Source organism: Agrobacterium vaccinii, from assembly GCF_021310995.1.
Taxonomy (GTDB): domain Bacteria; phylum Pseudomonadota; class Alphaproteobacteria; order Rhizobiales; family Rhizobiaceae; genus Agrobacterium; species Agrobacterium vaccinii.
This window is the reverse complement of the sequence record NZ_CP054151.1, coordinates 297,446-320,858: the sequence shown is the minus strand read 5'-3', so window position 1 is coordinate 320,858 and position 23,413 is coordinate 297,446. Positions and strand designations below refer to the sequence as shown.

The 23,413-nt window shown below is 57.9% G+C and carries 21 protein-coding genes; 6 read left to right on the top strand and 15 right to left on the bottom strand.

Annotated features, from left to right (window positions below; genetic code table 11):
• Nucleotides 1-100: 100 nt before the first annotated feature.
• Nucleotides 101-841, top strand: coding sequence for a response regulator (locus tag HRR99_RS16630; protein WP_111839497.1), 741 nt, complete (start codon nucleotides 101-103; stop codon nucleotides 839-841).
• Nucleotides 838-2,946 (top strand): sensor histidine kinase, encoded by a 2,109-nt coding sequence (locus tag HRR99_RS16625; RefSeq protein WP_112501321.1) that lies wholly within the window; start codon nucleotides 838-840, stop codon nucleotides 2,944-2,946. The genes HRR99_RS16630 and HRR99_RS16625 overlap by 4 nt, the downstream gene beginning before the upstream one ends.
• A 17-nt stretch (nucleotides 2,947-2,963) precedes the next feature.
• Here the strand turns inward: HRR99_RS16625 and HRR99_RS16620 are convergent, their stop codons facing one another.
• The 10 genes from HRR99_RS16620 to HRR99_RS16575 form a co-directional block, all read right to left on the bottom strand.
• Nucleotides 2,964-3,680: an ABC transporter ATP-binding protein gene (locus tag HRR99_RS16620; protein WP_233123821.1), complete on the bottom strand. Its 717-nt coding sequence runs from the start codon at nucleotides 3,678-3,680 to the stop codon at nucleotides 2,964-2,966.
• Nucleotides 3,661-4,425: an ABC transporter ATP-binding protein gene (locus HRR99_RS16615; RefSeq protein WP_112501323.1), complete on the bottom strand. Its 765-nt coding sequence runs from the start codon at nucleotides 4,423-4,425 to the stop codon at nucleotides 3,661-3,663. Before HRR99_RS16615 ends, HRR99_RS16620 begins: the two co-directional genes overlap by 20 nt.
• Entirely contained in the window at nucleotides 4,422-5,420 is a 999-nt protein-coding gene (locus HRR99_RS16610; RefSeq protein ID WP_233123820.1) for a branched-chain amino acid ABC transporter permease, read from the bottom strand. Before HRR99_RS16610 ends, HRR99_RS16615 begins: the two co-directional genes overlap by 4 nt.
• 1 nt (nucleotide 5,421) lies before the next feature.
• Nucleotides 5,422-6,285 (bottom strand): branched-chain amino acid ABC transporter permease, encoded by an 864-nt coding sequence (locus tag HRR99_RS16605; protein WP_233123819.1) that lies wholly within the window; start codon nucleotides 6,283-6,285, stop codon nucleotides 5,422-5,424.
• A gap of 90 nt (nucleotides 6,286-6,375) precedes the next feature.
• Nucleotides 6,376-7,548 carry an ABC transporter substrate-binding protein gene (locus HRR99_RS16600; RefSeq protein WP_233123818.1) on the bottom strand — a complete coding sequence of 391 codons (1,173 nt, stop codon included), beginning with the start codon at nucleotides 7,546-7,548 and terminating at the stop codon, nucleotides 6,376-6,378.
• 208 nt (nucleotides 7,549-7,756) lie between these two features.
• Complete coding sequence (locus tag HRR99_RS16595) at nucleotides 7,757-8,080, bottom strand: hypothetical protein (protein WP_233123817.1); 324 nt, start codon at nucleotides 8,078-8,080, stop codon at nucleotides 7,757-7,759.
• A gap of 105 nt (nucleotides 8,081-8,185) precedes the next feature.
• Entirely contained in the window at nucleotides 8,186-9,214 is a 1,029-nt protein-coding gene (locus HRR99_RS16590) for a hydroxyacid dehydrogenase (protein WP_233123816.1), read from the bottom strand.
• A gap of 43 nt (nucleotides 9,215-9,257) precedes the next feature.
• Complete coding sequence (locus HRR99_RS16585; RefSeq protein ID WP_233123815.1) at nucleotides 9,258-9,899, bottom strand: ThuA domain-containing protein; 642 nt, start codon at nucleotides 9,897-9,899, stop codon at nucleotides 9,258-9,260.
• A 17-nt stretch (nucleotides 9,900-9,916) separates the two neighbouring features.
• Nucleotides 9,917-11,017 carry a Gfo/Idh/MocA family protein gene (locus HRR99_RS16580; RefSeq protein ID WP_233123813.1) on the bottom strand — a complete coding sequence of 367 codons (1,101 nt, stop codon included), beginning with the start codon at nucleotides 11,015-11,017 and terminating at the stop codon, nucleotides 9,917-9,919.
• A gap of 37 nt (nucleotides 11,018-11,054) precedes the next feature.
• Nucleotides 11,055-12,254 (bottom strand): ROK family transcriptional regulator, encoded by a 1,200-nt coding sequence (locus tag HRR99_RS16575; protein WP_233123811.1) that lies wholly within the window; start codon nucleotides 12,252-12,254, stop codon nucleotides 11,055-11,057.
• A gap of 241 nt (nucleotides 12,255-12,495) precedes the next feature.
• On the opposite strand from HRR99_RS16575, the gene HRR99_RS16570 reads away from it, so the two are divergent.
• The 4 genes from HRR99_RS16570 to HRR99_RS16555 all read left to right on the top strand — a co-directional run bounded on the left by HRR99_RS16570 (nucleotide 12,496) and on the right by HRR99_RS16555 (nucleotide 16,696).
• Nucleotides 12,496-13,755 carry an ABC transporter substrate-binding protein gene (locus tag HRR99_RS16570; RefSeq protein ID WP_233124944.1) on the top strand — a complete coding sequence of 420 codons (1,260 nt, stop codon included), beginning with the start codon at nucleotides 12,496-12,498 and terminating at the stop codon, nucleotides 13,753-13,755.
• 74 nt (nucleotides 13,756-13,829) lie between these two features.
• Nucleotides 13,830-14,768: a carbohydrate ABC transporter permease gene (locus HRR99_RS16565; RefSeq protein WP_077104360.1), complete on the top strand. Its 939-nt coding sequence runs from the start codon at nucleotides 13,830-13,832 to the stop codon at nucleotides 14,766-14,768.
• Nucleotides 14,761-15,609: a carbohydrate ABC transporter permease gene (locus HRR99_RS16560; protein WP_062451129.1), complete on the top strand. Its 849-nt coding sequence runs from the start codon at nucleotides 14,761-14,763 to the stop codon at nucleotides 15,607-15,609. The genes HRR99_RS16565 and HRR99_RS16560 overlap by 8 nt, the downstream gene beginning before the upstream one ends.
• Before the next feature lie 13 nt (nucleotides 15,610-15,622).
• On the top strand, nucleotides 15,623-16,696 hold the full coding sequence (locus HRR99_RS16555) for an ABC transporter ATP-binding protein (RefSeq protein WP_233123810.1): 1,074 nt from the start codon (nucleotides 15,623-15,625) through the stop codon (nucleotides 16,694-16,696).
• 47 nt (nucleotides 16,697-16,743) lie between these two features.
• On the opposite strand, the gene HRR99_RS16550 is transcribed toward HRR99_RS16555, so the two are convergent.
• The 5 genes from HRR99_RS16550 to HRR99_RS16530 form a co-directional block, all read right to left on the bottom strand.
• A complete protein-coding gene (locus HRR99_RS16550) occupies nucleotides 16,744-17,148 on the bottom strand; it encodes a host attachment family protein (protein WP_233123808.1) in 405 nt (134 codons plus the stop codon).
• Between the two features lie 111 nt (nucleotides 17,149-17,259).
• Nucleotides 17,260-19,260, bottom strand: a complete 2,001-nt coding sequence (gene fhuB, locus HRR99_RS16545; protein ID WP_277877914.1) for a Fe(3+)-hydroxamate ABC transporter permease FhuB — start codon at nucleotides 19,258-19,260, stop codon at nucleotides 17,260-17,262.
• Complete coding sequence (locus tag HRR99_RS16540; RefSeq protein WP_338422846.1) at nucleotides 19,244-20,023, bottom strand: ABC transporter substrate-binding protein; 780 nt, start codon at nucleotides 20,021-20,023, stop codon at nucleotides 19,244-19,246. The genes fhuB and HRR99_RS16540 overlap by 17 nt, the downstream gene beginning before the upstream one ends.
• A gap of 180 nt (nucleotides 20,024-20,203) precedes the next feature.
• Nucleotides 20,204-22,372 (bottom strand): TonB-dependent siderophore receptor, encoded by a 2,169-nt coding sequence (locus HRR99_RS16535; RefSeq protein ID WP_233123806.1) that lies wholly within the window; start codon nucleotides 22,370-22,372, stop codon nucleotides 20,204-20,206.
• A gap of 133 nt (nucleotides 22,373-22,505) precedes the next feature.
• Nucleotides 22,506-23,393 carry an AraC family transcriptional regulator gene (locus tag HRR99_RS16530; protein ID WP_233123805.1) on the bottom strand — a complete coding sequence of 296 codons (888 nt, stop codon included), beginning with the start codon at nucleotides 23,391-23,393 and terminating at the stop codon, nucleotides 22,506-22,508.
• Between the last annotated feature and the right edge of the window lie 20 nt (nucleotides 23,394-23,413).

Here is a 23,413-nt window from a genome sequence, read left to right as displayed (position 1 = left end):
AAGAATATTACATTTATTACATATATGTCGGAGCCCATCATCAGCTAGTCTTTGAACATCGACAGGCAAAATCGTATAGTGTCCTTGGGAGGACGACACATTGCTAAATCAGAAGGCGCGAATTCTGATCGTTGAAGACGATCCGGACATGGCGGAGCTGATCTCTGATCTCGTGGAGGCAGAGGACTGGATACCGATATGTGCTGGGTCGGCGGAAGAGGCCTCGGCAATATTGGCGCGGGAACAGGTTCATCTCGTGCTGGTCGACCACAATCTGCCCGGCACGTCTGGCCGCACATTTGCCCAACGCCTGAGGCTGCAATCCGACATTGGTATCGTCATGGTCACCGCTGCCGGAAGTGCTGCCGACCGTGTTCTGGGCTTGGAAACCGCCGCCGATGATTACGTCGTCAAACCCTTCGAACCGATTGAACTGACGGCCCGTATGAAGGCGGTTCTACGCCGGACCATCCCCACCCTGAAGCATGACAAGGAAACCGAAAAGGATCATGCGCGGTCATCGCTGCGACTTGGAGACTGGGCGATCGATCTTGATGGGCGACAGGCGACATGTCTCACGGACCGCAGCCGCACGCTGACGACAGCGGAGTTCGCGCTGCTGGAAATCCTCGCCAGCACACCCAACCAGCCTGTCAGCAGGGCCCAGATTCTAGATCGGCTCGGCACAGAGAGTGAGCGCTATGTCGATCGCAATGTCGATGTCCTGGTGCTTCGTCTGAGAAGAAAGATCGAGCTCAATCCCGACTTACCTCGGCACATCAAGACGCGGCGCGGGAAGGGCTATGTTTTGCATACAGAAGAGGCAGAGCTTTTGCCGTGATCAGTCGTTCGTTCCTCTCATCGATTGCGTTTCGCCTGCCATTCGCCATCGTCTTTATCTGCTGTCTTGTGTTCAGCCTGTCTGCCACAGCGATCTACGGCTTGCAGCGCGCGCGCAATGAGATGGCGGCTTACGGATTGCAAGCCTTTTCAAGCCTTGCGAAAGCATCGCTGATTTCAAGACAGGTTTCCGATCTGGTATCGAGTGCGCCGTTTCTGATGAACGCCGCTTCGCCCTACCGGGTGTCCAGCGAAAGCCGTGCTGTCGTCGCACAAGTTGACGGTCTGTTGAGCATGATCGGTCGTGACGGAGAGGACCCCGTTATCAGAGGTTTTGCGAGCGGCCAGATTGTGGAGTTGCTCAACCTTATCCACACCCAAACCCGAGAACTGGCACGGGATGCGGATGCGGCGCAGGATCATAAAGCCAAGGCTGCGGCGGCGCTGGGCGAAATCGCCACGGGCGAGGGTGTTGAAGACGTGGCATTAAGGCGTCAGTTGAACGGCATCGTGCAGGCGGCGGCGACGTCCGACAGTCTTTTTCAACTGGGTGAACTTCGCCGACGCTACGTTTCCGAAACGGACGCAAGACAGAACAGGTCAGCCCCGGATGTCAGGGTATCATCTGAGCGGCTTCTGCCCTATGAGCGGGTTTTTGAAGCGCAGACCAACTACCTTCTCGGGATGTTTGCCATTCGCGCCTCCGTATCGAAGCTCCATGATGTGTCGCGCGATCTTTCGCATGCCACCGAATCCCAAAGCGATGCCGTGGCGCAAGGGCTGAATGACGACCTGATCTCGACATCGAACGCACTGTATCAGCTGTTGATCATCATTGCTCTAGCCTCGATGCTGGTGCTCGTCTTGGCTATTTTTTCCATTCACTCCGTCATGCGTGTGTCACGCGGCATCGTCTCCCTGTCGAAAGGTATGAATGCCCTTGCGACAGGCGACAAGAATGTCGGCCCGCCTTCCTACAGCGGTAACGAAACCGAGCTCATCAGGCTTCTGGATGCGTTCAAGGCTTTCAACGACAGCGTGGAGCGCGTCACACGCTTGCGGCGCACGGCGGAAGCTGCGGCGCGGACGATACGGTCTACGTTTCGCAACATGAACGAGGGTATCGCGCTGTTCGACGCTGCAGGCGACCCGATTACGATGAACCGTCGCGTGATCGATCTCATCGGAAAATCCGCCGCATCGAGAAAGTCGCCGCTGCGAAAATTCGCGCATGCCATTCCTGAAATCGATCCAGAGCTATTGCCTTGCCACACACATTCCGGGACCTTGCAGGAGCGTGCCGTCGTTCGCCACCGCGCAGAGGACCAGCAGGTCATCGAAATTTCGCTCTCACGCCAACCAGACAGAGGCATCGTACTTCTGGCGCGTGATGTCACCGCGATGGACCGCCAGGAAGCAGAGGCGTCCAAGGCCCAGCGTCTCGATGGCATTATGCGCATGACGCATCAGGTCAGTCACGAAGTCGGCAACATGATCGGCATCATCACCGGCAGTCTTGGGCTGTTGGAGCGGGAAGCTGGCTTCAACGACCGTCAAAAGCGTCACCTCGCGCGTATCCGAAAGGCAGCAGACCGTGGTCGCTCGCTTGCCAGCAGCATGCTCTCAGTCGGCAGTCAGCATCCTATCCACCCCAGCTCGATGGATATTGCCAGCCTGTTGCGAACAATGGCGGATATTCTTGAAATCGCCGTCGGGGTGAAATGCCATGTTCGGCTCGACCTTGAGGAGGGCATGCCCAAAATCCCTCTGGACCCGGCGCTTTTCGAACAATCCATCCTCAATCTCTGTCTCAATTCCGCAGCCGCGATGCCAGAGGGTGGGGTGATCGTCATCCGCGCCAGACGAACGGAAAATCTGTTGCTGGTGCAAGTGGATGACGACGGGACGGGTATGACGCCAGAGGCGGTGGACAAGGCTTTCGAGCCCTATTTCACCACGCGCGGCGATCAGGGCGGGGCGGGGCTTGGTCTGGCGATGGTTTATGGGTTCGTTCGCCAGAGCGGTGGAGAGGCGCAGATATTTTCGAGGCAGGGCGAAGGAACAACTGTGCAATTGTCATTTCCACTGAGATCCGACGCCGAGTGATGTCAGTTCCTACAGCGTCAATGCAATCCGCCGACGCCGAGCAACCGTTCGACGGTGCTGTGGTCTGCGGAAAGCGCTTGTGGTGTGCCGCTCCATGCGACGCGGCCTCGTTCGAGAACGATGACTTGATCGGCGAAATCGAGTGCGCTTTGTATGCGCTGCTCTACCAGCAGGATTGTCATGTCACCGCTTTTCGCCAAGTCTGTAAAGGCGGCCATGAGTTCTTCGCATATGACGGGTGCCAGTCCTTCCAGCGGTTCGTCCAGCAACAGAACGGACGGACGTCCGAGAATGCTGCGCGCTGTCGACAGCATCTGTTGCTCTCCGCCAGAAAGCTGGTTGCCGAGATTGCGCCGCCGTTCTTTAAGGCGTGGAAACCGCGTGTAGGCCTCTTCGATGTCACTGCGCGGACGGCTTTTCAGGCCAACGAACAGGTTTTCTTCGACTGACAGTGTCGGAAAAACGCAGCGTGCCTGTGGCACGTAGCCCAGCCCTTGGTGCGCACGTGCCGCACTTGGCATGGCGCTCACGTTTGCGGAGCCGAGATTGATCGTGCCATCATAACGTCGGGTCTGGCCTGCGAGGGTGGCAAGCAATGTCGTCTTTCCCATGCCGTTGCGACCGAGAATGGCGAGGCGGCCTCCCGATGCAACACGAAAGGAAACGCCCTCCAATATCCGAGTAGGGCCGTAGCCTGCGCATAGATTGTCAACTTCAAGCGACGCGGCTGGCATCGGCATAGCTCCCCAGATAGGCTTCACGAACGCGGGCGTCCTTGGTGACATCGGCAGGCAGGCCATCGAATATGATAGCGCCCGCGGCAAGCACGATCACTCGCTTGGCGAAGCGGAACACGAGGTCCATGTCATGCTCGATCATCAATACGGCGAGATCGGCGGGCAGATCGGCCAGTGCCTGCTCGATCCGACCCGTATCGCTTTGCGGCACACCCGCTGCCGGTTCATCAAGCAGCAGGACCTTCGGTTTTAACGCCATCGCTACCGCGATTTCCAGAAGACGCTGCTGGCCATAGGCAATCTCGCTCACGCGGCGGTGCATCAAGGTAATTAAGCCAAGCTTCGATAGCATCTCCTCCACTTCTGCCATGACGTCGGGCATCGCCAGAAAATTGCCGAACATTCGGCCCGTTTTGCCTTCGCGTTGCAGAATAGCGAGCGCGACATGTTCGGCAGGCGTCATGTCCTGGAACAGCCGGGTCACCTGAAAGGATCGCACCAGCCCTCGCTTGACCCGTCCCGCGGCATCGATCCGCGTGACGGTCTCGCCGCCAATCCGCACATCGCCGGAATCGGGCGCGAGGTTACCGGTTACGAGATTGACGAATGTCGTTTTGCCCGCGCCGTTGGGTCCGATGAGTGCAACGCGATCGCCGGGGTGCATGGATATGGAGATATCACTGGTGACGGAAAGCCCGCCGAAGGATTTTTTTAGATTGATGACTTCGAAGGCGGCACTCATTTCACAGCCTCCCGTCGGCGTCGCAGCATGTTGGCCACTGTCCCATATAAGCCCTTGGGCGCGAAGAGCACGACGGCAATCAGCAGGGCGCCGACCATCGTCAGCCAATGGAAGGGGTTTGCGGCGGAGACGTAGTCTTCGAACAGCATGAAGATGATGGTGCCCGAGAGGGCACCGTAGAGTGAGCCCGTTCCACCGAGGACCAGCATGACGAGGCTTTCCGCGGATAGCGTGAATGACAGGCTGTCGAGACCCACCACTTGGGTCGAAATGGCGTTGAGCGCGCCGCCGACGCCTGCGACTGCACCTGATATCACATACATCTTCATCAGCGTTACCTTTGGAGACGCGCCCATCGAGGCAATGCGAACGGGGTCTTCCTTGATGCCCCGGCACAGCATGCCGAAAGGGGACCGCACCAATATGCGTAAGATAATGAAGGTGATGAGGAGTAACACGACACCGAAGACGTAGGCGGTATGGCCGTAAAGATCGAATTCGAAATAGCCGAAGATGGGGTCTGCCGAGATACCGGAGAGACCGTCGCTGCCGCCTGTCCAGGATGATGCCTTGTTGGCGAATTCGTGGAACAGGTGGATCAGCGCGATCGAAAGGACGAGTTGCGGCAGGCCGTGCGCGCGCAGAATGACGACACCGCAGACAAGGCCGGAGACGGCACCACCACAAATGCCAGCCAGCAGCATGAGCAGCGGGTCGGTAATGCCGAAATGGGCGGATACGATACCGGCGGCGTAGGCACCGGAGCCGAAAAGCGCCGCGTGGCCAAGGGTCGCCACCCCGCAATAACCGGTAACGAGATCAAGCGACAGCACGAGCAGGGCAATGCCGATGATGCGTGTCAACAGGGCCAGATTGTCAGGGGAGAGGAGATAGCCGATCACGGCCATCACGGTGATGGCTGCGAGTCCCGCCAGATCGCGAACGATGGAACGATTGGGGCGAGACGTGCTGATGGTACTGGTAGCGAGCGTCATCTCACTTCATCCTTCCGGCAAAACCGCGTGGGAAGACACAGATGATGGCGATGACGGCGAGATAGAAGAAAAACTCTCCGAATTCCGGCATCAGATAGCGCCCGGCAGTGTCGATACCGCCAAGAACAAGGCAGGCAATCAGCGCGCCGGGAATGGAGCCAGCGCCGCCGACGGAAACGACGACCAGAAACGTGACCATGTAGCGAAGCGCGTAATAGGGCTCGACCGGCAGCAGCTCTGCACCGACGACGCCACCCAATGCGGCAAGCCCAACCGCAACCGCAAAGCTGAGCGCATAGATGATTTCAGTGCGCACGCCCAAGGCAGCTGCCATGGCGGCATTATCGACCGATGCACGGAGCTTGATGCCGAAGCTGGTTCTTTCGATGGTGAACCAGAGCAGGGCCGCGACCGCAAGCCCGCAGGCGATTGCAAAAAGGCGGTGTACAGGAATGGTGCGGAAACCGAGGTCTGCAGACCCTTGCAGCGTTTGCGGCAAGGGTATTGTCTTGAGGGTCGGTCCCATGACGTAGTTGGCAATGCCGATGATGCAGAAGGTGATGCCGATGGTCATCAGGACCTGCGTGAGCTCCGGCGCACCATAGATGCGGCGGTAAAGAAAGCGCTCGATGGGAATGGCGATGATGATGGTGCCGATGACAGCCGCGAGAACGCCGACGCCATAACCGAGGCCAAGGTCGCGGACAGCATAAGATGCGATGTAACCCCCGATCATTGCAAAGGCGCCATGGGCGAGATTGACGACCCGCATCAGGCCCATGGTGACCGACAGCCCGATCGAAATCACGAACAGCACCATGCCGTAGGCCAGCGCGTCCACCGCAATGCTGAAGACAGTCTGCATCGGATTGTTCCAGTTTTTTATAATCGCATTGCGCCGAAAGAGCTGGTAGCACGCGGCGATGCCACCAGCTCCGTCAGGCCGGAAGCCTACTTATTTCGCAGCCGCGAGGCCGGGATCTCCCTGCTTCTCGAAAGTCTGGATTTCCTTGTTGATATATTTTCCATCCGCATTCTTGGCGACTTCACGCAGGTAGATGTTCTGCGTGATATGGCGGCTTTCGGCATCGATGGTGACCGGGCCGCGCGGGCTGACCCAAGACAGTCCCTTCACCGCGTCAACTGCCTTCTCGGCATCCTGCTTTCCGCCGGTGGCCTCGATCATCTTGTAGATGACATGCATGCCGTCATAGGCGCCAACTGCCGGGAATGTCAGTTCCGCCGGATTGCCGATGGCTTTGTCCGCTGCTTCGACGAAGGCCTTGTTCTCAGGAGAATCATGTGACACGGCGTAGTGGAAAGTGGTGAGGATGCCCAAGGCTGCGTCGCCAAGCGCCGGAAGATCGGACTCCTGCGTCAGGTCGCCGGGAGCGAACAGCTGCAAGCCAGCATTTTTGAGACCGTTTTCGTTATAGGCCTTCACAAAGCCGAGCGTCGTCGGGCCTGAAGGCAAGAAGGCAAAGACGCCTTGCGCGCCGGAATCCTTGATGCGCTGCATGATCGGGCTGAAATCATTGGTCGCGAGCGGCATACGGATCGCTTCCACGACTTCACCGCCTGCTTTTGTAAAGCCTGCCTTGAACGCATTTTCGGCGTCAACACCCGGACCATAGTCGCTGACGATGGAAATGACCTTCTTGACACCCTTGTCAAACGCCACTTGCGCCATCGGCGTGGACGTTTGCCATGTCGTAAAAGACGTGCGAACCACGAGCGGGCTTTTGGTGACGATTGCCGAGGTCGCAGCGTTCATGACGACCAGCGGCGTGTTGGCCTGCTTGAGAATGGGCGTGACGGCCATGGCATCTGGCGTGAAATAGAAGCCCGCCAGATATTGCACCTTTTCCTTCACGACCAGTTCCTGCGCCAGCGCCTTGGATTGTGCGGGATCGGCGGCAGGCAGATCGCGATAAATGATCGCCACGGTGTTGTCGCCGACCTTGTTGCCATTCGTCGCCATATAGGCCTCGATGCCGGCCTTGAAATTCTTGCCCTGCAACGCAAATGGCCCTGAAAAAGGCCCGAAGACACCGACTTTGATGGTGTCGGCATAGGCACCGGTGGCCATCAATATTGCTGCGGCTGCGACTGAAAATAGCTTCTTCATTCCTGCTCTCTCCCGTTATCGGCGTGCTCCCGCGCCGGGCCCGGCTTCAGCCAGACTCTTGAGCCACTCTGGCATTCATGTTGGCAATGTAAAATGAAATAAATGCCGAGATCAATAACTTGCGAGTTATACATTTCACTCGGGTTGAGCGAAATCAGGCAAAGAAAAAGCCGGGACGACGCCCGGCTTTTTTTAGAAATATGGAAACTCAGTTGGCAGGGCAGTTTGCGCTTGGGGTACCACTCGTTGCGGTCCCCTGGGCAGACTGACCGCCAGAAGGGCAATTGTTGTTGGTATTACCATTCGTCTGCGCGCCGCCAGAGGTGGAACCGGAACCGGAACCGTTCGTGTTCGCGCCAACACCCGTTCCGGTGCCTGTGCCATTGCCGCCGGTGTTGGAGCCATCAGACGCACCAGCGCCGCCTGCCGATCCACCGCTGTTGCCACCCCCTGTTCCGCTGCCACCGGTCTGCGCCATGGCAAGCGATGCAAAGCTCAAGGCAAAGACCGTTCCGATAAGAATCTTTTTCATGATATTTCCTCCACTGTTTGGTTTGTCTGGACCCGCCTAACCAGATGGATCAGCCAGAGTTCCCAAGAAAATATTGGAAGAAGTACCGGTGTCGTAAAATTTGGTTCAGGAAACACTGACGGGCTTCGAGCGCAGTCTGCTGGCGGTGGCGGGGTCAGCGCGGCGGCACAATTGTGGAGGAAGACCCTTCATGATGAGTTCTGCATCTGCAACCGCCATGGAGCCCAGCTTGTAGAACGCGTCACGCGTGCCACCTGTGCGGTGAGCCGATAGCAGCAGACCGGGGATAGAGCGGACGGGATCATCCGCCGCAACCGGCTCGTCGGGAAATACGTCGGTTGCCGCACGGATATGGCCGGATTTGACGGCGTCCAACATGGCAGGGAAATCGACCACGGCAGCACGGCTCATCAGCAGGAATGCAGAACCCGGCTGCATGGCGTCGAACTGGGTTTTCCCAATGAAACCCTGGTTTTCGCTGGTAACGCTCGCAAAGACGTAGACCACTCGTGATTTGGCAAAGACATCGTCCAGCGTGCTGGGAATGCAATCCAGGCGCTCAACGATTTCTTGCGGCAGCCAGGGATCGTATACATGCACCGCATTCTTGAACGGTCGCGTGAGTTCACGCAGTTCGCGCCCCAAATCCCCGAAGCCGATAATGCCGATGGGGGCACCGGCATAGCGGAACGTATCGACGTTTCCGGCAAGGCCATATTCTTCTGTGCCCTCGCGGAACTGCCGGTCGGCCACGGTTATGCCGCGCGCCAGATCGAGCGCCATTCCGAGTGATGCTTCGGCGACAGGCGATGAAAAGGCCGAGGCCGGTGTGATGACCCAGATGCCGCGCTCGACACAGGCCTGATAGTCGATATTCGGCAGAAAGTTGGATTCCACGTTGATGATAGCCTTGAGCTTCGGCGCGCGATCAAGCCTGTCTTTTGGCATGTCGGTCTGACCGAAGATCAGGACGGTATCGGGAAGAAGGGCATCCACCTGTTCCGCAGGCATCTGACGATCTTCCGAAATGAAAAGTTCACCCAGCTTTTCCAGCCGGGCGCGAACATCGGGCTCCATGATGAGATCAAGGGTCCGCGGCAGCGGATCGACGAGCACGATGTTGCGACCTGTCATGATACCTCCCAGTATGGGACGGGTATCTTCCGTCCCGATTTCGTTACCGTGCAGCCCAGTTTGCACCGCGACGGAAGATTTCCCGCATTTGCGGCACTTCGAACTCTTTGGCAACGTGGCCAAGCGCCGAATAGAACACGCGGCCCTTGCCATAATTGCGTTTCCACGCCACCGGCATCACCACGCCGTCGATCCACCACGCATGGTCGCCGGTAAAGGTGGTCGTTGCCAGCACCTCGTTGGATGGATCGGTGTGCATATAATACTGTTCGGACGTATAGGGAAAGTCGGTGATCCCTTCCATGATCGGATCATCAGCTTTCGTGATGTTGACCGTGTAATCGATGATGTTGCCGGGGTGGGCCACCCATTGGCCGCCGATCATGAACTGGTATTCCACGCATTCGCGGAAGCTGTCACCCGCGCCGCCGTGATAACCGGCAATGCCTACGCCATTTTCGACGGCAGCGGCAAGGTTCTTGATTTCTTCCTTCTCGATCTTTGACATAGTGACAATCGGCACCACGAGGCTCAGATCATGCACGGAGGGGTCGGCGAAGGCCTCGGTGCTGTGCTCGACATAGACCTTGAACCCTTCCTCCTCCAGAAGATCCTTGATGATGACAGAGCATTCCTGCGGTTCGTGACCGCTCCATCCGCCCCAGACTATCAGTGCTTCACGCATTTCATTCCTCCTTGAAATTATTTGCCGATCTGGCTGTTGACCAGCGATTCCGCCAGCGGTGCTGGACGGTCGACGGCAGTGGTGATGGTGACGGTCGTGCCGGTGTCGGATGCGGTCTGGAACGCTTCCATCACCTCCAGCACGTGCAAGGCAAGATCGCCATTGGCGCGGTGCTGCCGGTTGGAGCGGATGGCGTGGGCCATATCAGCCACACCGATGGAGCGGTAATTGCCATCCGCATAGGGCGATGACAAATCCTGATCTTCGAACTGGCCGCCCTTTTTCAGAAGCTGCACGTCTCCGCCAAAATGGTTGGGGTCGGGCACAATAAGCGTGCCTTCGGTGCCATAGAGTTCCAGTGGCACATGCTTGTGTCCGGCCACATCGAAGCTCATACCCACCTGCACGACGGCGCCGTTCTTGAATGCCAATGCGCCTGCAACATGGGTGGCAATCTGCACCGGAATCTTTTCGCCATTGCGTGGTTCGCTGGTAATCAGCCTCTCCGTTCGTGGCGAGAAAGCAAAGCCCGCGACCTTCGCGACCGGACCGAACAGATTGACGAGATCGGTGATGTAATAGGGACCCATATCCAGCATCGGCCCGCCGCCAACCTCGTAATAGAAGGCGGGGTTGGGATGCCAGCGCTCATGGCCGGGGCACATGAAAGTGGCTGTTCCCCCAACGGGCATTCCGAGAACACCCTGGTCGATCAGCGTGCGCGCCGTCTGGTGGCCGCCACCGAGGAAAGTATCGGGTGCCGCACCGATGCGCAGGTTCTTGGTTTTTGCCGCTTCGGCGAGCTTCTTGCCCTCCGCGAAATTGATGCCGAGCGGCTTTTCGGAATAGGTGTGCTTGCCCGCTTCCAGCGCGCGCAAGGCCACCTCGACATGAGCCTTGGGGATCGTCAGATTGACGATGATCTCGATGTCCGGGTCGGAAAGCAGCTCATCGACCGTCCGCGCCGTCAGGTTGAATTCCTCTGCCTTTGCCCTGGCCATATCAGCATTCATGTCGGCCACGCCGCGAATGTCGAGAATGGGAAAGGATGCCATCGCTTTCAGATAAGCGCCGGAAATATTGCCGCATCCGATGATGCCAATGCCGACTTTCTTCATATTCTCTCTCCCGTCATGATGTGAACCCGCTCCCTCCTCAGAGAGCCGGACCCGTGGTGTTCCAAGGCGATTCGTAAAGCTCGTAGAGCGCGACGGCAGCAGCGCCCTGCGCCCACAATTCGTCGCTCGATTTGTCGAAAACCAGTTCCGCCACGCCTTGCAGGGACGGCGGCACGGAGGCCTCGTAGGCAGTGCGGATGCTGTCGATGAACGGCGCGCCAAGCTCAAGACTGGACCCGACGATGATGACCCGTGGCGGCGCAAACAGCGTGACGATATTGGCCAGTGTCAGCCCGATAGCCGCCCCCGCACGCTCGGCGGCAGCAATGAGGTCGTTGTCCTGCGCCAGCACCAGCGTTTGGGCGTGCTGCATGCCCCGGCCAAGACGAATGGCTTCCGCAAAGCGTCCATCAGCAGGCCTTGAGCCAAGAATGGCATTCTCACCCGCCTGGCTGGCAAGCCGTACGGTCCCTTCCGGGCTGGCAACCAGCACAAGATCGCCGAGATTGTGGCTGAGGCCACCGGCACCGCGAAACAGATCGTTCCGGTGCAGCACACCTAGGCCCAAAGTCTGCTCCAGCGAAATCAGCACCATGTCTTCCAGGTCGCGCGCCTTGCCGAACCAGTGGTGGCCGAGCGTCACGGCATGGGCATCGCTTTCGATGATGGTCGGCGTGCCGAAACGCGCCGTCATCTCATCGGCGAAATCGATATTCACTTCACGCAGCACGGGGCTGGAGCGAATTTTCCCCGTCCGATGCTCGATCACGCCCGGCAGGCCGAGGCAGACCATATCGACATCTTCCAGCGAAAGCCCGGCATCCACCACGCAGCGCCGCACCCCATCCTCGATCAGATCAGCGATCACACCAATCGGCTGACGGTCGATGCGGATGGGAAGCGCAAGCGTGGAAAGCACATTGCCGCAGAAATCCGTGACCACGAACACCATGCGGCTCGCCGCGATCTTCGCACCCACCACACGCGCCGCATCCGGGTTGAGTTCCAGCATCACCCGGGGTCGGCCACGCGCGCCTTCCGTCCTTATATCACCCAGATGCCGCGACAGAATCAGCCCGTCATCCAGCAGCGAGGCGGTAATCGCCGAGACGGTTGTCGTGGAAAGCTGCGTTCTTTCGCTGATTTCCACCCGTGAAATCGGCCCGTGACGACGCACGGTATCGAGGACGTTCAGGCGATTCATCGCGCGCATCAGTTCCGGGTCTGCGGTCTTCATGATTTCCAGTCGCGATCAAGCCAATGTCTGAGGCGGTATTTATATCGGATTGCGGATTAAATAACCGGGTCAGATGGGGGTGTGTCAAGCGCAAAGCTGAAAATATCAGCAATATGCCTTGACAATGAGCGCGTCCTTATATGAATTAATCCGCATTGGGGAATAATTGGTGAGGAACGTCCCCGGGAGGATTACCATCATGACGAATAAGCACGCAGGCGCAAGCCTGAGCGGCAAGTGGATGTCTTTTGCCGCAACCACAGCCATCACATTCATGTTAGGCACAGCGGCGGCATCTGCCGCGACGGTGGTCAAATGGATGCATGTGGAACTCGATCCGAAAGCCGTGGCCGTCTGGGAGGAGATTGCCAAGGATTTCGAAGCGAAGCACCCTGATGTCGATGTTCAATTGCAGTTTCTTGAGAACGAAGCTTTCAAGGCAAAGCTGCCGACGCTGCTGCAGTCCAACGATGTTCCCGACTTCTTCTATAGCTGGGGCGGTGGCGTGCTGGAAGAGCAGTCCAAAACCGGCGCACTGAAAGACCTGTCCGAGGTTTTCGATGCAGATGGCGGCAAGATTCGCAACGCTTATAACCCTGCGGCCATCGATGGCTTTTCCTTTGATGGCAAGGTCTGGGCCGTGCCATTCAAGGTCAGCCTCGTCAGCTTCTTCTATAACAAGGAGCTTTTCGCCAAGGCAGGCGTGAAGGCGGATGACATCAAGTCCTGGGATGATCTGGGCAACGCCGTCAAAACCATCAAGGCTGCGGGCATCGTGCCGATTGCAGGTGGTGGCGGTGAGAAGTGGCCGATCCATTTCTACTGGAGCTATCTCGTCATGCGCAATGGCGGGCAGGCGGTGTTCGATGCAGCGCGCAAGGGTGAGGGCGAAGGCTTCATGGACCCGGCCATCATTAAGGCTGGTGAACAGCTGGCGGAATTCGGCAAGCTCGAACCCTTCCAGCCCGGCTATCTCGGCTCCACATGGCCGCAGGCACTCGGCGTGTTCGGTGATGGTAAGGCCGCGATGATCCTTGGCTTCGACAATACCGAAGCCAACCAGCGCAAGAATGCCGGTGACGGCAAGGGCCTTGCACAAGACAATATCGGTCGCTTCGCCTTTCCAGCCGTCGAAGGCGGTGCGGGCAAGGCAACCGATACGCTCGGCGGTCTGAACGGCTGGGCCGTCACGAAGAATGCCTCCAAGGAGGCCATCGAATTCGCGACCTTCATGACCAATACGGAAAATGAAAAGAAGATGGCCAAGGCTGGCATGATCCTGCCGGTGGCTGTCGGCGCCAACGAAGCGGTAACCAACCCGCTATTGGCCAGTTCTGCCAAGCAACTCTCGGAGTCCACCTGGCACCAGAACTTCTTCGACCAGACGCTCGGTGCAGCCGTTGGCCGCGTCGTCAATGATGTCTCCGTTGAAATCGTCTCGGGCCAGATGACATCCGAAGAAGGCGCCCAGCAGATTCAGGATGCCTTCGAGCTTCGCTGATCCCGCCTGAACGACAGGACGCCGCCGCTTGAATGCGGCGTCCTTCGCCCCGCGTGAAACCGAAAGCGGACATGATGACGAATATTTCCATCAATGCAGCACCCGCATTGGCCAAACCACTGACGAAGCTGAAGCGCAAACAAAGCTCGGTCGCCCATGATCGCGCCTTGACGCTGCTCATCTTCCTGCCGCCCGCCCTTCTTCTCTTTACCCTCTTCGTCATCCTGCCGATGGGCGAGGCGGCGTGGTACAGCCTCTATCGCTGGAACGGTTATGGCACGCCCACCGATTTCATCGGGCTGAAGAACTTTCAGGTGCTGTTCGGCAATGCCGCCTTCTCGCAGGCACTGATCAACAACGCGCTGATCATCGTGATTTCGATCTGCATCCAGATCCCGCTAGCCATCTGGCTGGCAACGATGCTGGCGCATAAAATTCCGGGCGTCGTCGCCTTCCGCCTCGTCTTCTTCCTGCCCTATGTTCTGGCAGATGTCGCCGCAGGCCTGATCTGGCGCTTCGTCTATGATGGCGACTACGGACTTTTTGCCGCCATCTCCAACTTCTTCGGCTTTGCCAATCCTTATGTGCTGGCAGACAAGGATGTGGCGATCTATGCGGTGCTGGCCGTTATCGTCTGGAAATATTTCGGCTTCCACATGATGCTGTTCATCGCTGGCCTGCAATCGGTCGACAAGAACGTGCTGGAGGCCGCGGAAATCGATGGCGCCACCGGCTGGCAGAAGTTCCGCTATGTCACGCTGCCCATGCTCGGCTCCACCGTGCGTCTGTCCATCTTCTTTGCGGTGATCGGCTCGCTTCAGCTCTTCGATATGATCATGCCGCTCACCGGTGGCGGCCCGTCCAACTCCACGCAAACCATGGTGACCTTCCTTTATACCTACGGCGTCATGCGCATGCAGGTCGGTCTTGGCAGTGCGGTCGGCGTGGTGCTCTTCGTCATCTGCGTCACGCTCGCCTTTGGTTACAAAAGGATTTTCATGCGCCATGACTGATACATCCACATCCATCCGCGTGAGCACGCAAACGAAGCTCTATCTTTATGTATCGCTCGGCCTCATCGCTGCCATCGTGCTGGTGCCGCTTCTGACAACGGCGTTGGGCGGCTTCAAGACGCTGGGGGATCTGCGCGTGAACCCCTTCGGCCTGCCGGCAGAATGGCAATGGTCCAATTACGGCGATATTCTTTTCGGCAAGCGCTACTGGCTGCAAATCTTCAATTCGCTGGTCATTGCCGTTCTCACCGTGTTTCTCACACTCGTCGTTTCGGCCATGGCGGCCTTTACCTTCGCGCATGTGAAGTTCTTCGGCTCCAATTTCCTGCTGAATTACTTCCTGCTGGGACTGATGTTTCCAGCCGCCACGGCCATCCTGCCGCTCTTCATCCGCATCCGCGATCTGGGATTGTTGGATACCTACTGGGGCGTCGTGCTGCCGCAGGTGGCATTCGGGCTGGGCATGAGCATCCTGCTGTTTCGCAACTATTTCAGAAACCTGCCGGATGAGCTGTTTCAGGCGGCTTTCGTGGATGGCTGCGGATACCTGAAATTCTTCTGGTACATTTCCATGCCGCTCTCGCGCCCCATCATCGCAACGGTTGGCATCGTCTCCTTCGTGGGAAGCTGGAACAGCTATATCCTGCCGCTCATCATGCTCAATTCGGAATCGAAATATCCATGGCCGCTCGGCATCATGGTCTATCGCGGCGAATTCGGCACCGAGTGGCAGCTGGTTCTTGCCTTCATCACCATGACGATCCTGCCCACCATCATCGTCTTCTTTCTAGCACAGAAACACATCATTGCGGGTCTGACGGCTGGCGCCGTCAAGTCCTGATCAGGAGCAGAACATGGCATCCGTCGAACTCAAAGATATCCGCAAGTCCTATGGCTCACTTGGTGTTATCAGCGGCATTTCGCTGGAGATTGCCGATGGCGAATTCATCGCACTCGTCGGCCCCTCCGGCTGCGGCAAGTCCACGTTGTTGCGCATGATTGCGGGGCTGGAAGAAATCACCGATGGTGACATCATGATCGGCGGCAATGTCGTCAACGAGATGACGCCACGGGAACGCAACATCGCCATGGTGTTCCAGTCCTACGCGCTCTATCCGCATATGACGGTGGCCGAAAACATGGGCTTCAACCTGAAGATCGCGGGCCAGCCGAAAGCCGTGATCGAAGAACGGGTCGCGGAAGCCGCGCGCATGCTGGATCTTGCCAGCCTACTAGAACGCAAGCCGTCGCAGCTCTCCGGCGGCCAGCGCCAGCGCGTGGCCATGGGCCGCGCCGTGGTGCGCAATCCCGCCGTCTTCCTCTTTGATGAGCCACTGTCCAATCTGGACGCCAAGCTGCGTGTGCAGATGCGCAGCGAGATCAAAACCTTGCATCAGAAGGTCGGCACCACATCGATCTACGTCACCCATGACCAGATCGAAGCGATGACGCTTGCCGACCGTGTGGTCGTTCTCAACCAGGGCCGAGTCGAGCAGCAGGGAACACCGCTGGAACTCTACAAGACACCCGCCAATCTCTTCGTTGCCGCTTTCATCGGCTCGCCCGCCATGAACCTCATCGAATGTATTGTCGATGGAGAGGAAGGTGTACCCTCCGCTCGGCTGGACGACGGTACAGCGATCCGTATTTCGCCTGATCGCAAAGTGAAGCGTGGGCAGAGTGTAACGATCGGCTTGCGCCCTGAGCATTTCGCTATGGGCGGTGGCGGTGATGTTTCAGTAACGGGAAATACACTTTTGGTGGAGCCGACTGGCGCGCAAACTCACGTGATATTCGATCTTGCCGGTCATCATGTCACCGCCGTGGTTGATGGCGAACAGATGGTTCGCACCAACACACCCTTTGCGGCTGACATCAGCCATGAGCGGGTGCATGTCTTTGACCGCGCATCGGGTCTGGCATTGTAATGTCGCGGACCGAGAGCGGCAATGGCCGCTCTCGGTCATATATTGGATCAAGCAGCTGCGAGCGCTTTTTCGATGTCCTGAATCGAATGGCCCGTCAAATCCTTGTCAAGTTCGCCCAATAGGACGTCCGACAGGGACTTGTGATAACCCTTGCGCATCTCACCCAGCGTGCGTGGTGCAGCAATGACGATCAGGCCTTTGATGTTGCCGCCGAGAACCTTCTTGTTCAGCATATCGGCGATGCCGGCGCTGAAGCCGTCCTCTTCCTGCTGGCTGTCATTTGGATTGGCAGCGCTGCTGGAGTGACGCGCACCGGAAGCGATTTTCGAACTATCGACGTCCGCCTCAGGAAGCGCCTTCAGCTTCACATTCTGCGCATCGCCTTCGTTTCTGAACAGGCTCAGCTTTTCGCCATCAGCCACCGCAATTACAGTGTTTTGTGGAATATCCATAGTCTTCTCCCAATCTTGTCATCAAAGCATGGTCACTTCAGACCTGTGTATGCCTTGGTTAACCCGTTGAGGGACAATCCGTTCCTGATCGATGTTTTCGCTAGAGGCGGATCAGCTTCGCTTTTCCAAACGCGCAATCAGCCAGAGCAGGTAAGGGCCGCCAATGAGGGCGGTGAATACGCCGACCGGCACCTGGTACGGATAGATCACGACACGTGACAGCCAGTCAGCGCCGATCAGCAAGGCGGCACCAATCATCAACGAGGCCAGGAGTTGATGGCGCGCGCCGCTGAACCCGATCAATCGGGCGAGATGAGGCGCGACCAGTCCGGCGAGGCTGAGCGGGCCGACGAGGAAAGACGCCACTGCCGTCATCAATGCTGCAAGGATGGAAAGTGCCAGCCGGGACGACATCAGGCCGAGGCCGACACTTTTCGATACGACCGTACCGAGCGGCAGGATCGTCAGCCATCTGCTCATGATAAAAAGCGGGGCCGCAAACAGGGCCAGGGCAATCAGCGCAGCCAAAGCCTCGAAATTGCCTGCACGATTTGTCGACCCGGCTATCCACATCAACAGAATGAAGGAGCGCATATCGCCCTGCGCCAACACGATCGTGACGATGGCCATCGAGATCGCGCTCATGGCGATGCCGGTGAGAAGCAGTCTTTCGGCGGAGAGTTCGCGGCTCGCGGTTATCGCAATCATGATCGAAAACACGGTGAGCGCACCGAGCGACATTCCGATCAGCATGACGGTGGGCGAGGGAGAGCCGACGATGTAGAGCGTAGCTGCGAGGCCTGCGCCCCCGCCAGCCGAGACTCCCAGCACCTCCGGGCTTGCAATCGGGTTGCCCGTCACACGTTGCATGATGAAACCCGCAGCACCCAGAAGAGCGCCAGCGCCACCGGCAGCCAGAATGCGCGGCAACCGGAAGGGCAGGAGTTCCCACAGGCTTTCTCCGAACGCAAAGCGCATGCCCGTGGGCGACGGGCCAAACGTCAAGGCCGCAAACCCAAGTGCAGCGATGATGATCGCTGTGAGAATGATGCAGAACGAAGGCCGTATTAGCCGGGATTCCATCGAACCAGTGATAGCCGCCACCGGCGCAATCGCGTGCAGCCGTGGCAGCAGAAACAGCAGAATGGGCCCGCCCATCAGTGCGGTTGCGGCGCCCGCCGGTGCCAGATCGGAAAAGCCGCTACCCAGAAGTTGGCTTGTGCCATCCGTCAAAAAGAGCAGTGCTGCACCAGTCAAGGGAGCGGCTACGAAGACTTGGCTCGTTGTCCGCGCTCCACACAGCCGCGAGACCGCAGGCGCGGCCAATCCCAAGAAGCCGATGACACCAACGGTGGCTGTGACCGATGCTGCCAGCCACACCGCCAGCATTAGGATCGCCAGGCGAAGCCAGACCAGAGACAGCCCCAGGCTTCTGGCGCTTGCATCTTCAAGCGCCAGCACGTTCAGCGGGCGGATCAGAAAAAATGCGGCGAGGGCACCGAGGCAAAAGCGCGGTGCGAGCGATATGACGCCCTGCCAATCCTGCTGACTGAGAGAACCGGCGCCCCATATGCTGACCGACAAGGCATATTCGCCCCGTGCCAGAATAAGCGTGATGGTGAGCGAAGCCGTGATCATGCTGACGATCAGGCCTGATACCGCAACCGTGACCGGATCGAACGCCTGCCGCCAGGATAAAGCCAGAACGAGGGAAACAGCCGCAAGCCCTCCTGCAAAGGCCACGGCCTCACGGGAAAATCCGGCAAGCATCGGCGACAGGCTAAGCCCTGCCACAAGCGCGAGTTCAGCACCGGCGGCGATGCCCAGCGTCGATGCATCGGCAATCGGGTTGCGCAACACCTGCTGCAACAATGTCCCCGCCAGGCCCAGCGCCGCCCCTGCAATGAGAGCGATGACCAAGCGTGGAAGCAGGCTGTTCCACAGTAGAATATCGCCAAGTCTGGTGGCAGTGTCAGCATCCCCCGGCACGACCGGTTGGGTCCAGATGAGCAAAGCCAGCATAGCCGCGCACAGAACGGCAACAGTGACGACCGAAGTGATGGCGCGGTTAATGTAGAAGCCTCGAAAAAACGGACTAACCGTGCCGGGCATTGGCCAGTCCCTTCGAAAGTTCTTCAGCGAAACGACGCGCCGCCGGTAACGCACCATAGGGATTTATCGAACCGAGCGTGATCACCCGCTTTTCCCTGACGGCTGGCAACGCGTTCCAGAATGCGCTGCGGTCAAGCGCCGTGACGGCATCGAGAGGATGCGGCGGGATCATCACGATCCACGCATCCGGCATCGAGGCGAGCGTCTCGATGCCCATAGGCGCCGTGGCAGAGTAGGCCGTCGCACCCTTCCACGCATTTTCGATGCCGAGCCTTTGTAAGGCGCAACCGAACATACTGTCGTTGCCGAAAACGCGGTAGTGTCTGGCATCACCGAGGTTGATCGGCAGAACCGGTCTTCCATCGCCCCTAGCCAGCTGTAACTTCAATTCATCCAGTCTGCTCGCGGTACTGGCTACATACGCCTGCGCTTCCGATGTGGTTTGTAGATAGCCGCCTATCTTCAGTGTCGCCCGCTCTGCCAGCAGATAGGGGTCTTCTCCCGACACATAGATGCCAAGATTATGCGTCGGCGCAATTCCAGCCAGCAGAGGATCAGCCCAGGCGTAGAAATTGGAGTTGAAGATAATGTCCGGCGTCGCAAAGGACAGCGTTTCCAGATTGGGTAGGCCACGAAGCCCAAGATCGACCACTGTACCAGGCACAGCAGGCTCAACCGCCACCTCGCGAAACTGCCGCAATTCCGGTGCAGCAACGACGTTTGCACCAAGGGCGAGGAGAGTTTCGAGGAGTGCCCAGTCCAGAGTGGCGGTTTTGGGGCGTGAGTTCCGAACAAGTCCCTGCGCAAACCCGGTGGAGGCCGCAGCAAATGTCGCTGCCGCTGTCAGGAAATTTCTGCGAGAGATGTGGGCCGGTAGCGTCAGTTTCAGTCTCCAGTCGTGGTAAAAGGATGGCCCTGACAGGCCACCCCTTCCAACTTTTACTTACCAGACCTTGCTGATCTTGAAGCTAACGGTTCGTGCTTCACCGTAACCGCAGAAGATGGTCGTGTTGCAACCCGCCACATATTCCTTGTCAAACAGATTGGTCACATTCAGTGAGGTCTTCCAGTCATCTTTTTGATAACGGATGCCTGCATCGAAGACGAGTGCATCTGGAACACGGGAAGTGTTGGCATTGTCCGCCCAGGACTTGCCGCGATAGCGTGCGCCTGCTCCTACACCAAACCCCTCAAATGCTCCGTCTGTTACGGTGTAGTCCAACCACAGCGCAGCTTGCGAATTTGGCACCAACGAAGGAGTTCTGCCCTGCAAACTTGGATCACTCGGGTTCTTGTTAAATTCGAGGTCAGTGTAAGATGCCGACGCAATGGCTTTCCAATTTTCAGTCAGATTGACTTTGCCTTCCATTTCAATTCCGCGAGAGCGCACCTCACCAAGCTGCCTGCTCGGGTAGGGGGGAGCTGTGCCTGTCACAGTATAGTTTTGTTTGTCGATGTGGAACACGGACGTGGTCAAGACGCCATCGAACCAGCTCGGCTCGTATTTGATTCCCGCTTCGTACTGCTCGCCTTCTTCCGGCTTCAATGCCCCGTCCGCTGACGTGCCAACAAGCGGACTGAAAAAAGAGGAGACGCTGGCATAAGGCGTGACGCCATTGTCAAATTCGTAAGCCAGACCCGCACGTCCGCTCCAGGCGGTATCGCTCAGTGCGTAGCTCCCGCTAAACAGGCGGTCGTCAACCTTGCTTTCCAGATAGTCAAATCGGCCGTTTAGAGTCGCGATCCAGCCGCCCCCGAACTTGATCTGATCCTGCGCATACACCCCGACCTGATTGATTGAGTAAATCTGGTGGGTAGAGGGCGATAACGTCGGTAAAGCCTGATTATATGGCAGATCATCTGGGTTGATGGCGGGCGCAAATGCGGCCAACTGGTCATTGTCCAGACGGTAGTAGCGATAGTCCAACCCGATCATGACCTTGTGGCTTGCACCGGAAAGATCAAACTGGTTTTCAATGCGGTTATCGACGTTGAAGGAGCTAGCCTTCGAACGAACGTCATCGGCATACATCAACACCGTCGCGTCGGTTTGATCGAGCCAGTCAAACGGATACAATTGGCGTTCACGCTTGTCGAGATACCCGTAGCGCAGGTTTTGTGTCAGTTTCCAGCCGTCTTCAAACTCATGCTGAAACTCGTAACCCACCAAGGCTTGAGTGGCGCGTCCAATGTCAAAGTCCGCATTTCCGAAGTAGGCGTCACGGTCGATCTTGCCGAAGAAAGGGTTGGCGACGACGGTGCCGGAGTAGGGCAGAAGGCCGTTGGACGTGTGCGTCTGGTCGAGGTGGCTGATGTATGCCCAAATGTTGAGACTGGTTGCATCATCGGGCTGGAAGGTTACCTGCGGCATGAAAATGCCGCGAATGTCTTCTTGTTTGTCAGAGTAGCCGTTGCCGCCAGCAAGCTTTCCGGTCACGCGGTAGTCGACGCCCTGCGTCCCCGAGACTTTGTCTGAAAGATCGAAACCAAGAAAGCCGTTTGCGTTACTGTCTATGCCGAGTTCGGTATAGACATATGGCTCGTCTCCCGGGCGCTTACGCACCATGTTGATGACACCGCCCGCATTAGCGCCGCCGAGAAGTACGGAAGCAGGCCCCTTGAGGACCTCGACGCGCTCCAGCATGAACGGATCAATCTGGAAATTGCCGAATGCATGGCTCGTTAGAGCCATATTGTCGAGAAACAGACCGGTCTGGCTGGCATCGAAGCCGCGCACATAGATCCAGTCTGTATCGGGATCTGAGCCATATGGCTGCGAGAAGACGCCTGGTGTGTAGAGTAGCGCCTGATCGACCTTATCCACAACCCCACGGTCGTCCAGTTCCTCACGTCCGACGACGGAAACCGACTGCGGGATTTCTTTCACCGGAGTGGCGGTTTTGGAGCCGGTTGTGGTTTCCTTCGCAGCATAGCCGCGCACGGGGCCAGTGCCCCCCTGTTCGCCGTTGCCGTCAACGACAATGGTGTCGAGTACGGTGCGGCCACCTTGACTTGTGGCCTGCTCCTGCGCCCAAGCAGAGTTCAGGCTGACGGCCGCTGCACCCGCCAACAAACCTGCTCTGATTACGGAAAATCTGATCGATCTCTTCATGTTACGCCCCACTCACGCCAATGCCCGATAAGGTGAGTGGTTAACTCAATTTTAATTGATCCGCTTGCGTGCGGTTGCGACACTTGAATGATCTTGGGCAAATTTGACGCGATCGGCTGTCTGCTCACACATTTTATTCAATGTGTGACTTTTTCCATTGGGAAGGGGTAACGCCGACATATTTGCGGAATGTGCGGCTGAAATGGGCATGGTCCGCGAAGCCTGTCTCTGCGGCAACGGTGGTCAGCATGTAGCGCCCCGATTTCAGCAACTGCTTTGCGCGATCAAGCCGTGCACTCATTTGCCATTCGTGCGGGGCCATGCCGGTGGCGGCCTTGAAGGAATGGCTGAAATGCGATTGCGAGAGGCCGGTGATGGTTGCCAGTTCCTCAAGGCGAATGTTTCGCAGGCAATGTTCTTCGATGAAGTCTCTGGCGCGCTTGAGCTGCCAGGGCGCGAGTGCACCGCGTTTGCGCGGCTCCGGCCTGTAGAGTTTCAAAACATCGATCAAAAGCGAAAGGGCCAGCCCATCTCCATAAAGATCATGCAGCGGCTGCGGGCTGGCGATTTCGGCGGCGATCAATTTGGAAAGCGCGACGATCCGGCTGTCACCGAAAGATAATCTGGGCTCCCTCAGAGTTCGCGGATCGAGGTCGTCGCTACCCAAACGTCTGTTGATGGCATCCACATCGAAATGGATGTCAAGATGACGAACATATTGAACGTCCCTGATATCCACCCACAATTCCACATCGGCGGGAATATAGGAAATGGGGCTCAGTTCGCTGTCCTGCCGCATGCCGACATCGCTCGCCGCACGCTTGACCGTCGGTCTGCCTTTGCCTTGATGTTCCAGCACGATGAACAGCCGCGGGTCGCGAGCGACATAGTGACCACCCGCGTAATTCGCGCACTCCACATCCCAGAGATCGGCGGTAATTCCGTTCCAATAACGACGACGAAGGCCGCCGAGAACAGAGAATCCCTCTATCTGATTGTGCATTCTCGGCTGAAACGCCATCCATCTGAACCCTGTCAGAA

Bases quoted from the DNA above. Each gene is read 5' to 3' on its own strand.
- HRR99_RS16530 (WP_233123805.1), bottom strand. From the start codon at position 23,393: ATGGCGTTTCAGCCGAGAATGCACAATCAGATAGAGGGATTCTCTGTT.
- HRR99_RS16555 (WP_233123810.1), top strand. From the start codon at position 15,623: ATGGCATCCGTCGAACTCAAAGATATCCGCAAGTCCTATGGCTCACTT.
- HRR99_RS16560 (WP_062451129.1), top strand. From the start codon at position 14,761: ATGACTGATACATCCACATCCATCCGCGTGAGCACGCAAACGAAGCTC.
- HRR99_RS16580 (WP_233123813.1), bottom strand. From the start codon at position 11,017: ATGAAGAAAGTCGGCATTGGCATCATCGGATGCGGCAATATTTCCGGC.
- HRR99_RS16570 (WP_233124944.1), top strand. From the start codon at position 12,496: ATGTCTTTTGCCGCAACCACAGCCATCACATTCATGTTAGGCACAGCG.
- HRR99_RS16605 (WP_233123819.1), bottom strand. From the start codon at position 6,285: ATGCAGACTGTCTTCAGCATTGCGGTGGACGCGCTGGCCTACGGCATG.
- HRR99_RS16610 (WP_233123820.1), bottom strand. From the start codon at position 5,420: ATGACGCTCGCTACCAGTACCATCAGCACGTCTCGCCCCAATCGTTCC.
- HRR99_RS16575 (WP_233123811.1), bottom strand. From the start codon at position 12,254: ATGAAGACCGCAGACCCGGAACTGATGCGCGCGATGAATCGCCTGAAC.
- HRR99_RS16550 (WP_233123808.1), bottom strand. From the start codon at position 17,148: ATGGATATTCCACAAAACACTGTAATTGCGGTGGCTGATGGCGAAAAG.
- HRR99_RS16600 (WP_233123818.1), bottom strand. From the start codon at position 7,548: ATGAAGAAGCTATTTTCAGTCGCAGCCGCAGCAATATTGATGGCCACC.
- HRR99_RS16620 (WP_233123821.1), bottom strand. From the start codon at position 3,680: ATGCCAGCCGCGTCGCTTGAAGTTGACAATCTATGCGCAGGCTACGGC.
- HRR99_RS16585 (WP_233123815.1), bottom strand. From the start codon at position 9,899: ATGCGTGAAGCACTGATAGTCTGGGGCGGATGGAGCGGTCACGAACCG.
- fhuB (WP_277877914.1), bottom strand. From the start codon at position 19,260: ATGCCCGGCACGGTTAGTCCGTTTTTTCGAGGCTTCTACATTAACCGC.
- HRR99_RS16535 (WP_233123806.1), bottom strand. From the start codon at position 22,372: ATGAAGAGATCGATCAGATTTTCCGTAATCAGAGCAGGTTTGTTGGCG.
- HRR99_RS16595 (WP_233123817.1), bottom strand. From the start codon at position 8,080: ATGAAAAAGATTCTTATCGGAACGGTCTTTGCCTTGAGCTTTGCATCG.
- HRR99_RS16615 (WP_112501323.1), bottom strand. From the start codon at position 4,425: ATGAGTGCCGCCTTCGAAGTCATCAATCTAAAAAAATCCTTCGGCGGG.
- HRR99_RS16590 (WP_233123816.1), bottom strand. From the start codon at position 9,214: ATGACAGGTCGCAACATCGTGCTCGTCGATCCGCTGCCGCGGACCCTT.
- HRR99_RS16565 (WP_077104360.1), top strand. From the start codon at position 13,830: ATGACGAATATTTCCATCAATGCAGCACCCGCATTGGCCAAACCACTG.